Below are 13566 nucleotides of genomic sequence, written 5' to 3'. Positions count from 1 at the left end.
TGTTTGGACACAGTTAGAGCAAATATTTGGATAAATTCGGAGCAATATAAAAGTTTTAAAATGGAAGAAAATATTTGAATGGATGTATCTTTTATCGTGTTGTTTTTATAATTTAGTTTCTAGGGATCAGGAGATAACTTCAACGATTAAAACTGGGTAAGTTCTAAACTTTTGCCTATAAATGGATAATCTATAGCGTCCTAAGCTGAATCGAGACCTTGTGGGTAAGTACGACGCTGATCTGATAGATAACGAGTCGCAAACTACTCTTTTCGATTCCTGTGCCCTTAAACGCTATATTAAGCAAATTGGTGCGGGATGAATTTCCTAAGATCGGCTAATTTCAAGCAATGATGAAAAATATTTCCCTAAATAGAACCAGACTTGATAAAAATATTCATCATGATACTTTAATCATCTATTTCATCGCATAAAAATGAACTTCTATCATTTTTTACACCATCATTCCATAACGCTTAAGTCCCCATATAGCCTTGCAGCCACGTTGCAATAAACCACCATAAACTGATCGCGGACATACCACAGAGTAAATTAGCTAAAACCTTCTGGATATTGCTGAGCTGAGACAGATAGATTTTTCGGTTAATTACATACGCAACCACAGCTAAGGCTCCACCGATTGCACCACCAATCATCACTAAAAACAAAGGCCAGCCTGCCATCAAATGGGCAGCCGGACTCAGCTTAGGTTTCTCTTCAACACTCAAGAGTAGTTCTTTATTTTCCATCTCTTTCCCCCCTATACATGATCAAGTAGTCATGTGACTGATGCATCAGACTCAAGTCACTCATAAAAGTGTATTTTGAAATATAAGTTAGCAAAAACTAAGCCAAGACTATTCAAAACTCAGATCGTCGATGTCCTGAATTTTGCTCAAATACATTGGAGCAACATTCACTTTGCTCCATGTTTCTTTAAATTTAGGGTCGCTATCAGGGTCTTTGTTGAGATTTTCTCTGACCAGCTTCTTAGCGGTGAGAAAATTGACACTGGTTTCACTATTCACATAAGGGCCAAAATTATCGGAGCTGTCATAGCCAATCAAGCGCATATCACGCCCCTCTAAACGGAACTGATAAGCCCAATATCCATAACGGCCATGTGCATAATGTAGTTTTAACAGGCCTTTTTCGATAGAGGGCAACAACTCAGGCGCAAAGTACACACCGCCATCTTCATTTTCTGAAGAAAACAGGGACAAGTTCTGAACGACTTTTTGGTACTGCCCTTTTGCATTCAACAATACAATCACACCACGGCGGTTGCGGTCTAGTTTTCCTCGGTATTCATCGGTGACCCACTGTTTCGGATCTGTACCTTTAACGATTAAAACCACATCTTTCAAGCCATCTTTGTTTAAATCCCCTTGCACGACCTCAAACACCGTATATTTTGCAGGAAGATAAGCTTTGTATTGGCTGCTGGCTTTTTGTCGCTGAATATCCTCTGTGCTTGAATTTTCAGCATATATATTGGCGGATATACCCAACATTGCAGCGAACATTAGAGAAATTTGAATGAACTGTTTTTTCATAGTTTTGTTAATTTTTTAAATAATAAAGTAGGTAAAAGAGCGCGCTAATGAATGCTTCATTTTTGGCATCTGTGCTACAGATTAGCATTTATCAGAAGCCTATTTATAGGATGCTCTACAGTTAAAACAGATGACCATATCAGTGTCATATTTTGATTGCTGCCGTTGAAAACTTTCCGCTAAAGTGACGAAAGACCATTCAAATACGTTTCATCATGAAAACCAAAACTGCCCTGCTGATGCTGTGCCTTGCGCTTTCCCTCAGTGCATGCAAAGTGTTAAAAACACATATCGTTAAAGTCACCAGCTCAACTGAAGCACAGCCAAATGAAGTGTTATTAAAAACAACCAAAGGCTATGTGTACTTATCGACACAGAACATGACAGATAAACAAAAGCACATCCTAAAAAATCTGCGCCCTTTTCAGTGCTTAGAAATTAAAACACCTGAACAGTTTGCCATGCAAAACCGAGTGGTTCGATTTTCTGACTTTAAAATTCGTGCTTTAGTCGAAGCTGACCGAGAGTGTCGAAAAATTAAGGTCACAACCCGAGTTGAAATTCATTAATCTTGTAGTACCTTAAAAATAGAACATCCATCTCCAACAATGAAAAGCTCTGCATAATTTGCAGAGCTTTTTTGTTTTTGATTATTTGAAACAACACTTGTCACAACCTTCTACTTTTTCTCTGGGCCAGTTCATTCTTGCCCGTTTATAAGCCAGCTCATAATTGGCAAAATAACCAATCAGAATTTGATCCTCCGAGCTGGGTAAATCTGCACAGCCTAAGGATGCATTATGAATATGATGGATGCCTTTTTCACTAGGCTGTTCATTTACAATAAATTTTATCATTTACAGTTCCCCGAATAATTTTTATAAAGTTCAACCCCAAATAAACCCATACAAAAAGTATGTATTTATAAAATTAAACGGATGCCGTATGAAAATCAATCATTATTTTAAAAGTGAAACTGACCTCTAAGTCATATCAACCTAAAAGGATTGATGTCCACATAACCGAAAAATTGGCCACTCTATTTTTAAAATTTAGAGACCAAGCAACGCCATAAGAAAACTACTGAAACTATAAGGGTGTGCTGATACTTTCTTGTTTTTTACGTCTAAACCAACGCACGGCCCAGATCGCCAAAATAATGCCCACAATCACCACCAAGACTGGAACCAGTAGTGACAACACGGACAGTAAAACAGCTCCGACCCATTCCACTGTAGACACCAGTGGGTTAGCGACACCGCCTGTCGTCGCGGTTGAAACCCCTCGAACAGCAACGGTACTCATTTGCACGGCGCCTGCTGTTCCCCCACCCACAATAATTGCCGCAGCCCAACTGGCAAACTGCGACATTTCCCCACTGCTGACTGCCATAGTGGTGAGTGTGCCTGCGACCATCGCGGCTGGCGTTGCAATGGTGTCTAAAGCGTTGTCGACCCATGGTATGTAATAGGCTGCGATTTCACAGACGGTTGCAATGGCTAAGGCGATACATACCGATGGCATGGTTAACCATTCAAAACCTTGCATGGGCTCAAACCATCCCATTATTGAAGCAAGGCTCATGACCAAGAGTGGGACAAAGACACGAAAGCCACAGGCCGCACTTAAGCCAATACCGATACAAAGTCCTAATATGGTTTCCATGTGCTTTTCCTGTGTGGCCTAAGTTGGGATGTTTTTATCTTTTTTATAACTTAGCAAAAAGCCCTATCGGGTGATAGGGCTTTTCTTTAAAACAGTGGGTAACTGTTAATTCTTTAGCTTAGGCATTCTTATTGTTAAATTGATTGCCTTGGCATTTGGTACACGGGGGTAAACGATCTGTACCAATTTCTAAGTAGACGCGGTGTCCGCATTGAACACAAAAATAGAAGCCTGTTCCAGGTTTTTCGCCAGCAGTAACCATTTTTGTTCTCCATATGTTTAGAAAATGGTCTTACTAGTATATGCATTTTATGATGGATGTCTATTGATCATTTTGACAAATGATGGCGTCATAAATGTAAGAAATGATGTATTTCAAAAATAGCTAAGCTAAATAAAATTTAGTCATGAAAGTGCTGTCAGTAGCTTATATTGTTGTCTCTAGAGCGTTGAATCATAAGTGCATTCGTTTAAGCTGAGATACATTTGAGTCATGGTATCAGTGCTAACCGCTTCCAAAACCTTTCTTCCAGCAAATAAAAAGCCCTATCTAATGACAGGGCTTGATTCAAAACAGTGGATAACTGTTTGCAGTGTGCCGCTTAGGCAATCTTGTTGTTAAATTGATGGCCAAGGCATTTGGTACACGGGGGTAAACGGTCTGTACCAATTTCTAAATAGGTGCGGTGTCCGCATTGAACACAAAAATAGAAACCTGTTCCAGGTTTTTCACCAGCAGTAACCATCTTTGTTCTCCATGTGTTTTAGAAATGGTGAACAGAGTATAGACAAGCTTTAGCGATTGTAGAGTCTATTTTGTGACCGTATGGGTCAGGAATTTTTCTCCCTATACCCGTTATCAAAAATTAATTTACGCAGCACAATAGATCATTGGAATAACATTAGCTTCTTTTGCAGCATGAGAAAATGAAGACAAAATCCATATTAATTGTATTATATGCCCCTTAACCTTTCCTCCTTTCTTTAATTGATTAAATTCTTTTGCTACATCTCCTTTTGAAAGAAAGCTACAACTTAAAATACATTTTCTATGTAATTTATGATTCTTTAATAAAGCTTCTAAATCAGTCTCAAATGTTGGGGTAGTTTTCCGAATTCTATTAATTTTTGTTTGAACACCAGCTCCTAAGTATTGTTTACTTAAAGAATTTTGAACTTTTTGTATTAGTTGATCTTTTAAAAAAAACATATTACCTAAGTTTTTTATACCTTGCCCAACTACATCATGTAAATTACTAGCTGAGGTTGATACTTTTCCATGTTTAGAATGGATAAAGCTTATACTTGAATCAACTAAATTAAATGTTATGTGATCAGCCCATTCATCACCTAAATCATCACAAAAAATGCACTCATCATTTGAATGCAGATTTTCTACGAATCCAAACATGGAATCACTATCAAAATCAGTATAGGTATCTTTAAAGCTTCCTTTTTCTGAAATAATTTTTTCTATGTTTTTTTGAGGATATAGAAGTTCAAGTATACTATCTAACTCAGAAATTCCAGAACGATCCTCAAAACAATTGTTCATAAAATACATATATTTAGGATTATCAAAAGTTATACTAAATAAGCCTTTTTTGTTTATATAAGTTATAAGATTATCTAACTTATTATTTTCTTCAACTTTTATCTTGCTTAATAAACTTTTAGAGTTAAGTGATAATGTATTTTTATTAGCTTTTAATTTTGAAGTACTTTCAAAGCCAACAATTTCTAAAGAAGAGTTTATTTCAAAAACTTTCTCTAGTTCACTAAATACTTTAGACTGAAAACTATTCGGTAAATCCATAATTTTTTTTGTACGCTTTTTCTTACCAGCATTTACCTCTATTTTCACTAACTCATACTTAAGTTTTAAACTACCATTTAAATAATTATCAACGATTTGATATATATCAATTAGTAATGCAGAAGGTTGTGACTTAGTTAGTACCTCTTTAAGTTGAATCTTTTTAGCAAATAAAGTTAAAAAATCATTTTGACTTGCTGTTTTTAGAAGAAGTATTTGTTGGTTAGCCCACTCTACAATTTCATCAATAGATTGCCTAGCTGAGGATTCAACTACTCTACCAGTACTTGAAATAGATTTTATATTTCCACCCTCTCTCACTTTTATATGAGAAGGAATCGATCTACCAGCTGCATGTGTTGATAAAGTTCCTTTAAGGTTTGCTGCTTCAAAAGATCGATTACGTACTGCTTTATCAGATACAGTCATATTCCTTAGAGACATTTTTTGAAATTCAGCATTATTTCCTAATAACTTACTTAAATCCTGAGTCTCTATTAATTCAAATTTATCTTTTAATATGTGTGAGAAGTTCGAACAACTTTTACTCAATACAACTAAATAATCACCTAGTTCGATTAAAAGAATAAAAGCAAATATTCTATCTTCAATATTATCATCATTAAGAAAATAGACTGGCTTTGTTGTTGGAAAAACCTTAGCCGTTAGCTTATATTCAGTATTTTCAGTTGTAACTTTTATATCTTGAAAAGCCTCAAGTATAAAATCTGAATTTTTCTCTTGGTTTAAAGTAGCCTCATTCAAAACACTAAAAAGAACATTTTCATCCAGAGAATTATTAGTCTTATAAAACTGCACATTCTTCGTTAATTCAAACCTTTCAGGCATATCTGAACCCTATTTTTATAATAAAAAACCCCACTCTAAAGTAGGGCTTTTTTTAAACAATTTCAAATACTTTTAATTAAGCTCTTAATTGCTCTTTATCTGATTGGCTTTCCAAGAAATCCTGCGCAAAGCGTTGTAACACACCACCCGCTTCATATACAGACACTTCTTCTTCAGTATCTAGGCGACAGGTTACAGGCACTTCAACAATTTCACTCTTACCTTCATCCGTCGCACGCTCAATGACTAAAGTTAAAGTCGAACGCGGCGCAATATTACCAATCACGCTATAAAGTTCAGTACCATCTAAACCTAAAGTTTTACGGTCAGTTCCTGCTTTAAACTCAAGCGGTAACACGCCCATACCCACCAAGTTAGTACGGTGAATACGTTCAAAACCTTCTGCCACAATCGCTTCAACACCAGCAAGACGCACACCTTTAGCAGCCCAGTCACGGCTAGAACCCTGACCATAGTCTTTACCTGCAATAATGATCAACGGTTGCTTACGATTCATATATGTTTCAATCGCCTCCCACATACGCATCACTTCGCCTTCAGGCTCAACACGTGCTTTCGAACCTTGTTTGATCGTACCGTCCGCACGAACCACCATTTCATTAAACAATTTCGGATTCGCAAATGTCGCACGTTGTGCCGTCAAGTGGTCACCACGGTGCGTTGCATACGAGTTAAAGTCTTCCTCAGGTACGCCCATTTTATGCAGGTACTCACCCGCTGCCGAATCCATCATAATTGCATTCGATGGTGACAAATGATCCGTGGTGATGTTATCAGGCAAGATCGCAAGCGGACGCATATTTGCCAGTGTACGTGGTGCAGCCAAAGCCCCTTCCCAATACGGCGGACGGCGGATATAGGTACTTTGTGGACGCCAGTCATATAACGGACTTGCCGCTTTTTCCGTTACACCCAAGTCAAACATTGGAATGTAGACTTTACGGAATTGTTCAGGTTTCACCGCTTCTTTAACCAATGCATCAATTTCTGCATCTGATGGCCAAATGTCTTTCAGGTAAATTGGGTTGCCGCCTTTATCTGTACCCAAAGCATCTTTTTCAATGTCAAAACGAATTGTTCCTGCAATCGCATACGCTACAACGAGCGGAGGAGATGCCAAGAATGCTTGTTTTGCATAAGGATGGATACGACCATCGAAGTTACGGTTACCTGAAAGCACCGCTGTTGCATACAAGTCACGGTCAATAATTTCTTGTTGCAGTTTAGGGTCTAACGCACCTGACATACCGTTACAAGTGGTACATGCATAGGCCACGATACCAAAACCAAGTTTCTCTAAATCGTCCAACACACCTGCTTCTTCAAGATATAAAGCAGCAGCTTTAGAACCCGGTGCAAAAGAAGATTTCACCCAAGGCTTACGTGTTAAGCCCAATTCATTGGCTTTACGTGCCAACAAACCTGCTGCAACCGTATTACGTGGGTTTGATGTATTGGTACATGAAGTAATGGCAGCAATAATCACTGCACCATCTGGCATTAAGCCATCGGTACGTTGCTCAACTACACCTGCAATGCCTTTTTCTTTTAAATCCGCAGTAGATACACGTGCATGTGGGTTTGATGGGCCTGCAATATTACGTGTTACTGTTGAAAGATCGAAGCGCAGTACACGTGGGTATTCCGCTTGTTTCATATCCGATGCCCAAAGACCAATTTCTTTGGCATAGTTTTCAACGAGTGCAACTTGCTCAGCTTCACGACCTGTCAGGGTTAAATAATCAATGGTGTTTTGATCGATATAGAACATCGCCGCAGTCGCGCCATATTCAGGCGTCATATTGGAAATCGTGGCACGATCACCCACAGACATGCTGTCTGCGCCTTCGCCGAAGAATTCAAGGTACGCACCAACGACACGTTCTTTACGCAAGAATTCAGTTAAAGCGAGTACGATATCCGTTGCAGTAATACCCGCTTGACGTTGTCCAACAAATTCAACCCCGATAATGTCTGGAAGACGCATCCAAGACGCACGACCTAACATCACATTTTCAGCTTCTAAACCACCCACACCAATTGAGATCACACCAAGCGCATCGGTATGTGGTGTGTGTGAGTCTGTACCGACACAAGTATCTGGGAATGCCACACCTTCACGACTTTGCACCACTGGAGACATTTTCTCCAAGTTGATTTGGTGCATGATGCCGTTACCCGCAGGAATCACATCGACATTTTCAAAAGCAGTCTTGGTCCATTCGATGAAGTGGAAACGGTCTTCATTACGACGATCTTCAATAGCACGGTTTTTCTCAAAGGCATCTGGATCAAAACCACCGAATTCCACAGCAAGAGAGTGATCGACAATCAACTGAGTCGGCACAACAGGATTCACTTTCGATGGGTCACCACCTTGGTCTGCAATCGCATCACGTAAACCAGCAAGGTCTACGAGTGCCGTTTGTCCAAGAATATCATGGCACACAACACGCGCAGGATACCAAGGGAAATCGTGATCTTGTTTTGAGAAAATTAATTCTTTTAGTGACTGCTCCAAAATGGCAGGATCACAACGACGCACTAACTGTTCGGCCAATACTTTTGAGGTGTATGGAAGTTTTGCATAAGCGCCTGGCTGAATCTGTTCAACGGCTTCTCGCACATCAAAGTATTCTAGCTGGGTGCCTTGCAGTGGTTTGCGGTGATTATTGTTCATAGCGTTCCTGCCTTTGGTGTTTCATTTTTCTTCACTGTCTTTACGAGACAATTCATCTTTGTCTGCTAGGCATACTACACTGTCGAAAACCCATTTCCCAAATCGTTTATATTTCATAAACTTAGATATAAAAACAGGGGGTTTTGAAATATTTAGTTACATTAACTTTTAAATATTTACTCTAAATATGATTTTTTCTGAAAAATAGCGGAAAATAGCCCTAATTCTTTAGTATTAGATTTTAAGGTAGGCGAGCAATTCATGAGCGATCTAGCTTTCTCCTCTTTCACTTTAATTGGTGTAGATACACTCAAATTTTTACAAGGCCAAGTGACGGTCAACGTTGAAGCTTTAGCTGAAAATACAACGCAATACACCGCCATTTGTGACTTGAAAGGCCGTATCCACTTTGGTTTGTGGCTGACAAAACGTAACCCTGAGCATTTTGAAATTGTCACCACTCAAGACCAGTCGGAAGAATTTGCTAAGCACATTAAAAAGTTTGGTGCTTTCTCTAAAATGGAACTTGAACCTACGGGTTCAGTTTTTCCAACCTTCACGCAAGACAGTACCACCTTCTCTGCTGAGCCTACCGATATTGCAGCATGGCAAGTACAAGCCATTACTCATGGTGAAGCGTTTATCGACCAAGCCATTGAGCATGTGTTTCAACCTCAAGAGTTACGTTTACACCAACGTGAAGGCGTACACTATGACAAAGGCTGTTACTTGGGTCAGGAAGTAATTGCGCGTTTATGGTTTAAAGCCAAACCCAAAGCATGGTTGCATTTAATTCAGGGTACAGGCAGTGCGCCTGCGCAAGCTGAACAGTTGAATAAAGGTATTCAAGTGGTAAATAGCACTACGATTGATGGCGGTTATATCGCGTTGGTGGTGGCACGTCCTGAGTCTTTGAGCGAACTGGATGTGATAGTTTTAGACTTACCAGAATGCTTAAATGGTGATGTGGCACGACCTCAGTAAGACTTTAAATTTTATGCTGTTATGATAAATGAGCCTCTAAAACTTATTCTTGGTTTTGGGGGCTTTTTTTAACTTAGAGCGATGAGGGTCCTTTCTTCCTCACATAGTAAATCACACCGCCCTTATCATCAGAAAAATAAAAGGAATTTGCATCTATACGGTAAATATCCGCAGGTCGACCATTCACCTTATTCCCCACTAAAAAACCATCCATAAAGGTTTCAAGTTTTTGCCCTTTTCGCATAATCACAATTTTATAACCATGACCAATTGTGGCATCCGTAGAACCATGCAGAGCCACTAAAAAAGAATTTTTAATCGTGTCATCCGTATTCGGATCATCAAAATAGTCAAAGCCTAGTGCAGATGAATGCGATGGGAAATAGGCATAAGGAGGCGGTACATTTTTACAGCCTGTTGGACGTTTAAATTTTGGGTCTGCAAAAATTTTACCATTCGACGAATAGCAAGATGGCCAACCATAATCTGCATCACGTTTGAGTGCATAAAACGTTTCATCAGGCTTATGTTTACCCAGATGGTCTACACCTTGATTGGTGGCAAATAAAAATTTACCCACCCATTTTAAACCGACTGTATTGCGTAAGCCTGTGGCGAAAATCTTTTGCTCCGAACCATCGGGATTCATTTCTAAAACTGTTGCTCGAATTTTTTCTTTCTCAGTACAAGCATTACAACTTGAGCCAACTGAAACATAAATTTTACCGTTCCCACCCACGGCAATGGTTCGCGTTAGATGCCAGCCCCCATATTTATAACTTAAACCATAATCAGGAAAAGTCGCTAAAACTTCAGCTTTGGCCATAGGTTTAATTTCACCTTGGGTGAATTTTCGTCGGGTGAGCTGATGCGTTTCAGCCAAATATAACCAATCTTGCCCTGAAGAATCGGTATAAAACTGGACTGAATTTGGATTCTTCAAACCTGTCATATAAGGAATAATTTTGCCGAATTTTCCTGTTTCAGCATTCCATTCATCCAAAATATAAACGATGCCTTTTTTATTGTCGGTCAAATCGTGCATGTCTGTGACAAACATTCTACCGTCAGGTGCTTTGCTAAAAAAACGAACACGTTTTAAACCCTCAGTCGCAGGAATGATGTCGTAATTTGCTGGAAGGTTTAGAGAAAAACGCTTCCCATCTTTCAAGTTGATTTGATGAGGCACAAGATTTGGCTGCCCTGCTAAAGCTGCCATTGAACTAATTAAGCATATGAATAAGATTGAGAATATTTTTATCATTTTAGATAGGTCTCGATTCATCTTATGAAAAACAGCTTCTTCTTATATGATATAACTTGAATGATGAGCATATAGTCAAATGCTTTTACTAGGAAAGCGTATAGGCTCTTCATATACAAACTATTATTTTATATTATCTTTTAGCCTAACCACTGCAAGTGTCTTTACAGTGGGTTAAACCATTCACACTCGTTCTTCGGGTATAAACAAAACATAAAAAATTGTTGCTTTAGAACTCTATAGCAACCATCAGTACTTGGATAAAAATCTTATCCAAGTGCTTAAACTATTTAACAGCGCTATTGAACAGTTCACTCATTTTCAATGAATATGAAATATCAAAAATCATGAAACAACTTATTCATGTCTTTGCAGAGATAGTCTTTAAATGAAAAGTCTCGTGCATGTTTAGCATCAAATTTTGCGGTCACACCATCTTTTTCAAAGATATATACACGGTCATCTTTGCTCACTAAAAACTCACCACCCAATTTCATCAATAAGGCATCAATTTTTTCACCATCTGGAATCGACTCATCGGCCAAAACTTTTAAATAATTTCGCTTAATTGACTTAATAAACATGCTGAACTCACTACTCATTTTCAGCGCTATTTAAACAGAATCTAAGCCAGAATCCTAATAAAACCCGAAGCCATCAGCTGCAAATACCAATAACACGTTTCAGACTTTTCCACTGTACAGCACGCGGTTTGTATTGGAAAAATATATACCGATCAACACAATCAACGGAAATTTGTAAGACCAAGACACAATTCAGATATTTACATTCACACAATTCAACTTATGATGTGAAATGACTCAAAACAAATACACACATAGATGGACTTATGTGTAAGAAAAAGGTTTATAAAACATGAAGAAACTCGTACTTGCAAGCTTAATTGCACTCACTAGCCAGCTTGCACTTGCAGCCACCACTCAAGATACCATCAACCCCGAATTTGCCAAGATTGAAGAAATGGTCAAAGCCAACAATATGACGGGGGCGTATCAGGCTTTAGAAAAACTGGCGAAGTCTGGCAACCCACAAGCCATGTATAACTTGGCTTATTTGACTCAGACTGGCCAAGGCACAGCGAAGAATGAGAAGAAAGCCATTCAGCTCTATCAAGATGCTGCAAACAAAGGCTACCCTGTTGCGCATTATGTGCTTGCGAAAAACTATGTCACTGGTACTTTAGGCTTGCCTCAAGACATCAACAAAGCCAAACAACACTTTGAAGCCGCATCTAAACTAGGCTTTGATGATGCAACCGTTGAATATGCCGTGCTGTTATTTTCTGAAAATAAACCAGAGTCTGAAAAGTTAGCCCTTAAGAAACTTGAGCCTTTGGTGAAAAAAGGCAACTATCAAGCCATTCATGCCCAAGCTTTGTACGATATCAGCACAGGCTTTAAAAACAAACAAGAAGCGCCGATTCAAAAAGGCCTCAACAGCATTCAGGACTTAGCCAAAAAAGGTTACATTCCTGCCCTAATGGCCGTAGGCAATATGTTTGCTAATGGCAATATCATTCCGCAGAACTTGCCTGAAGCGAAGAAAATTTTCACCGCTTTAGCCAAGGAAAATGTGCCACAGGCCAAAGAGTCTTTGGCGATGGTTGATAAAATGATTGCCGATCAAGCCAAAGCCCCTGCTGCAACAGCTGCGGTCAAAAAATAACTCTCTTCTTCAAAAAATACTCTCAATTGAGAGTATTTTTTTCACCACCAAAGACCAATCAAGACACTGACCACCACAAAACTCAATAACGTGCTGATCATCAATGGAGTGAGTGCTTTTTCATTCAAGCCATACACTTGCCCAAAAATTCCAAATAGAGATGGCATCGGTAAAGCTGCAATCAAGGTCCCTGCATAAATCATCTTTGGGTCCAACTCAGTCAAATAGGTTAGCCCTAAATAAACCAATAGCGGCATACAAATATTTTTAGATACCACCAGATAAACGGTTTGTAAGTTAAACGATTGAATGGTTAGCCCCACCATTCCCCCACCAATAATAAAGAGTGCTAAAGGTGCAGCAGTCTGACCTAGCATCGCAAATACTTGGTCGATTAAATGTGGAATTTGAAGTTCGAAAATCGCACAACTCATACCAATCATCACCGACAAAAACAGTGGATTTTTAAGTAAAGTGAGAAATGTGGTTTTTAAAATGGAGGCTAAATTGGCTTGTCTTTGTCGCCCTATTTCCGCCAGAGTGAGCATCAGCGGTACAAGAAATACACTTTCAATGATCACCACCAATGAAATATAAATCATCGCTTCACTTCCCATCAGCAGCGTCAAAATCGCTGCTCCCAATAACCCCGTATTGGACATGGATGCACCCAGTGAAAAGACTGCAGCGTGGGTAAAGTGATTATTAAACAGCTTTTGACCTAAAATAAAAGCCGTAATAAATAAGCCAAAGGTCACAGCTGCATAAACATAAAAATATGACGGATACCAAATTTCATGCAAATCTTTTGAAGCTAAGGCGTGCAACAATAAAGCAGGTAACGCAATTTTGATGACAAAAGCACTGATTGCAGTCATTTGCTCTTTAGCAAGCAACTGGATTTTGACAGAGGCAAAACCAAGGAAGAGCAGGAAAAATACTGGAAAAATTACCGAAAAAATCATTCAAGTTGTTCCTTTTCCAGATGATATAAGTAAAGACCTATCCTAGGATACAGCTTTACTCAGTTGAAATATTTTAAAAG

The 13566-nt window shown here is 38.9% G+C and carries 14 protein-coding genes; 3 read left to right on the top strand and 11 right to left on the bottom strand.

Annotated features, from left to right (window positions below; all coding sequences use genetic code 11):
* Positions 1-476: 476 nt before the first annotated feature.
* Both RR876_RS03545 and RR876_RS03540 read right to left on the bottom strand, forming a co-directional pair.
* Positions 477-749 (bottom strand): hypothetical protein, encoded by a 273-nt coding sequence (locus RR876_RS03545; RefSeq protein ID WP_332476700.1) that lies wholly within the window; start codon positions 747-749, stop codon positions 477-479.
* A 108-nt stretch (positions 750-857) separates the two neighbouring features.
* Positions 858-1514, bottom strand: a complete 657-nt coding sequence (locus tag RR876_RS03540; RefSeq protein ID WP_332476701.1) for a hypothetical protein — start codon at positions 1512-1514, stop codon at positions 858-860.
* Between the two features lie 257 nt (positions 1515-1771).
* Here RR876_RS03540 and RR876_RS03535 point away from each other — a divergent pair, with 257 nt between their 5' ends.
* Complete coding sequence (locus RR876_RS03535) at positions 1772-2125, top strand: hypothetical protein (protein WP_332476702.1); 354 nt, start codon at positions 1772-1774, stop codon at positions 2123-2125.
* Between the two features lie 81 nt (positions 2126-2206).
* Here the strand turns inward: RR876_RS03535 and RR876_RS03530 are convergent, their stop codons facing one another.
* The 6 genes from RR876_RS03530 to acnD all read right to left on the bottom strand — a co-directional run bounded on the left by RR876_RS03530 (position 2207) and on the right by acnD (position 8587).
* Positions 2207-2413: a hypothetical protein gene (locus RR876_RS03530; protein ID WP_004695205.1), complete on the bottom strand. Its 207-nt coding sequence runs from the start codon at positions 2411-2413 to the stop codon at positions 2207-2209.
* 232 nt (positions 2414-2645) lie between these two features.
* On the bottom strand, positions 2646-3221 hold the full coding sequence (locus RR876_RS03525) for a DUF4126 domain-containing protein (RefSeq protein ID WP_332476703.1): 576 nt from the start codon (positions 3219-3221) through the stop codon (positions 2646-2648).
* 118 nt (positions 3222-3339) lie between these two features.
* Positions 3340-3483, bottom strand: a complete 144-nt coding sequence (locus RR876_RS03520) for a zinc ribbon-containing protein (protein WP_004695201.1) — start codon at positions 3481-3483, stop codon at positions 3340-3342.
* Between the two features lie 340 nt (positions 3484-3823).
* The gene (locus RR876_RS03515) at positions 3824-3967 is read right to left on the bottom strand and encodes a zinc ribbon-containing protein (RefSeq protein ID WP_332476704.1); all 144 of its coding nucleotides are present in this window, start codon (positions 3965-3967) and stop codon (positions 3824-3826) included.
* Positions 3968-4092: 125 nt separating this feature from the next.
* Positions 4093-5886 carry a hypothetical protein gene (locus RR876_RS03510; protein WP_332476705.1) on the bottom strand — a complete coding sequence of 598 codons (1794 nt, stop codon included), beginning with the start codon at positions 5884-5886 and terminating at the stop codon, positions 4093-4095.
* A 76-nt stretch (positions 5887-5962) separates the two neighbouring features.
* A complete protein-coding gene (acnD, locus tag RR876_RS03505) occupies positions 5963-8587 on the bottom strand; it encodes a Fe/S-dependent 2-methylisocitrate dehydratase AcnD (protein ID WP_332476706.1) in 2625 nt (874 codons plus the stop codon).
* 261 nt (positions 8588-8848) lie between these two features.
* On the opposite strand from acnD, the gene RR876_RS03500 reads away from it, so the two are divergent.
* Positions 8849-9571, top strand: a complete 723-nt coding sequence (locus RR876_RS03500; protein ID WP_332476707.1) for a folate-binding Fe/S cluster repair protein — start codon at positions 8849-8851, stop codon at positions 9569-9571.
* Positions 9572-9644: 73 nt separating this feature from the next.
* On the opposite strand, the gene RR876_RS03495 is transcribed toward RR876_RS03500, so the two are convergent.
* Both RR876_RS03495 and RR876_RS03490 read right to left on the bottom strand, forming a co-directional pair.
* Entirely contained in the window at positions 9645-10835 is a 1191-nt protein-coding gene (locus RR876_RS03495) for a glucose/sorbosone dehydrogenase (protein WP_332476708.1), read from the bottom strand.
* A 338-nt stretch (positions 10836-11173) separates the two neighbouring features.
* A complete protein-coding gene (locus RR876_RS03490; RefSeq protein WP_004695190.1) occupies positions 11174-11419 on the bottom strand; it encodes a hypothetical protein in 246 nt (81 codons plus the stop codon).
* Positions 11420-11711: 292 nt separating this feature from the next.
* On the opposite strand from RR876_RS03490, the gene RR876_RS03485 reads away from it, so the two are divergent.
* Positions 11712-12521 carry a tetratricopeptide repeat protein gene (locus RR876_RS03485; RefSeq protein WP_332481818.1) on the top strand — a complete coding sequence of 270 codons (810 nt, stop codon included), beginning with the start codon at positions 11712-11714 and terminating at the stop codon, positions 12519-12521.
* A 41-nt stretch (positions 12522-12562) separates the two neighbouring features.
* Here RR876_RS03485 and RR876_RS03480 read toward each other — a convergent pair whose 3' ends face one another.
* A complete protein-coding gene (locus tag RR876_RS03480; protein WP_332478456.1) occupies positions 12563-13486 on the bottom strand; it encodes an AEC family transporter in 924 nt (307 codons plus the stop codon).
* Positions 13487-13566: the final 80 nt, after the last annotated feature.

This window comes from Acinetobacter sp. (assembly GCF_036666595.1).
Taxonomy (GTDB): Bacteria; Pseudomonadota; Gammaproteobacteria; order Pseudomonadales; family Moraxellaceae; genus Acinetobacter.
The sequence above is the reverse complement of the archived record's forward strand: the minus strand, read 5'-3'. Positions and strand labels throughout refer to the sequence as shown.

Coding starts and splice junctions, on each gene's coding strand:
- RR876_RS03545 (WP_332476700.1), bottom strand. CDS start 749: ATGGAAAATAAAGAACTACTCTTGAGTGTTGAAGAGAAACCTAAGCTG.
- RR876_RS03540 (WP_332476701.1), bottom strand. CDS start 1,514: ATGTTGGGTATATCCGCCAATATATATGCTGAAAATTCAAGCACAGAG.
- RR876_RS03535 (WP_332476702.1), top strand. CDS start 1,772: ATGAAAACCAAAACTGCCCTGCTGATGCTGTGCCTTGCGCTTTCCCTC.
- RR876_RS03530 (WP_004695205.1), bottom strand. CDS start 2,413: ATGATAAAATTTATTGTAAATGAACAGCCTAGTGAAAAAGGCATCCAT.
- RR876_RS03525 (WP_332476703.1), bottom strand. CDS start 3,221: ATGGAAACCATATTAGGACTTTGTATCGGTATTGGCTTAAGTGCGGCC.
- RR876_RS03520 (WP_004695201.1), bottom strand. CDS start 3,483: ATGGTTACTGCTGGCGAAAAACCTGGAACAGGCTTCTATTTTTGTGTT.
- RR876_RS03515 (WP_332476704.1), bottom strand. CDS start 3,967: ATGGTTACTGCTGGTGAAAAACCTGGAACAGGTTTCTATTTTTGTGTT.
- RR876_RS03510 (WP_332476705.1), bottom strand. CDS start 5,886: ATGCCTGAAAGGTTTGAATTAACGAAGAATGTGCAGTTTTATAAGACT.
- acnD (WP_332476706.1), bottom strand. CDS start 8,587: ATGAACAATAATCACCGCAAACCACTGCAAGGCACCCAGCTAGAATAC.
- RR876_RS03500 (WP_332476707.1), top strand. CDS start 8,849: ATGAGCGATCTAGCTTTCTCCTCTTTCACTTTAATTGGTGTAGATACA.
- RR876_RS03495 (WP_332476708.1), bottom strand. CDS start 10,835: ATGATAAAAATATTCTCAATCTTATTCATATGCTTAATTAGTTCAATG.
- RR876_RS03490 (WP_004695190.1), bottom strand. CDS start 11,419: ATGTTTATTAAGTCAATTAAGCGAAATTATTTAAAAGTTTTGGCCGAT.
- RR876_RS03485 (WP_332481818.1), top strand. CDS start 11,712: ATGAAGAAACTCGTACTTGCAAGCTTAATTGCACTCACTAGCCAGCTT.
- RR876_RS03480 (WP_332478456.1), bottom strand. CDS start 13,486: ATGATTTTTTCGGTAATTTTTCCAGTATTTTTCCTGCTCTTCCTTGGT.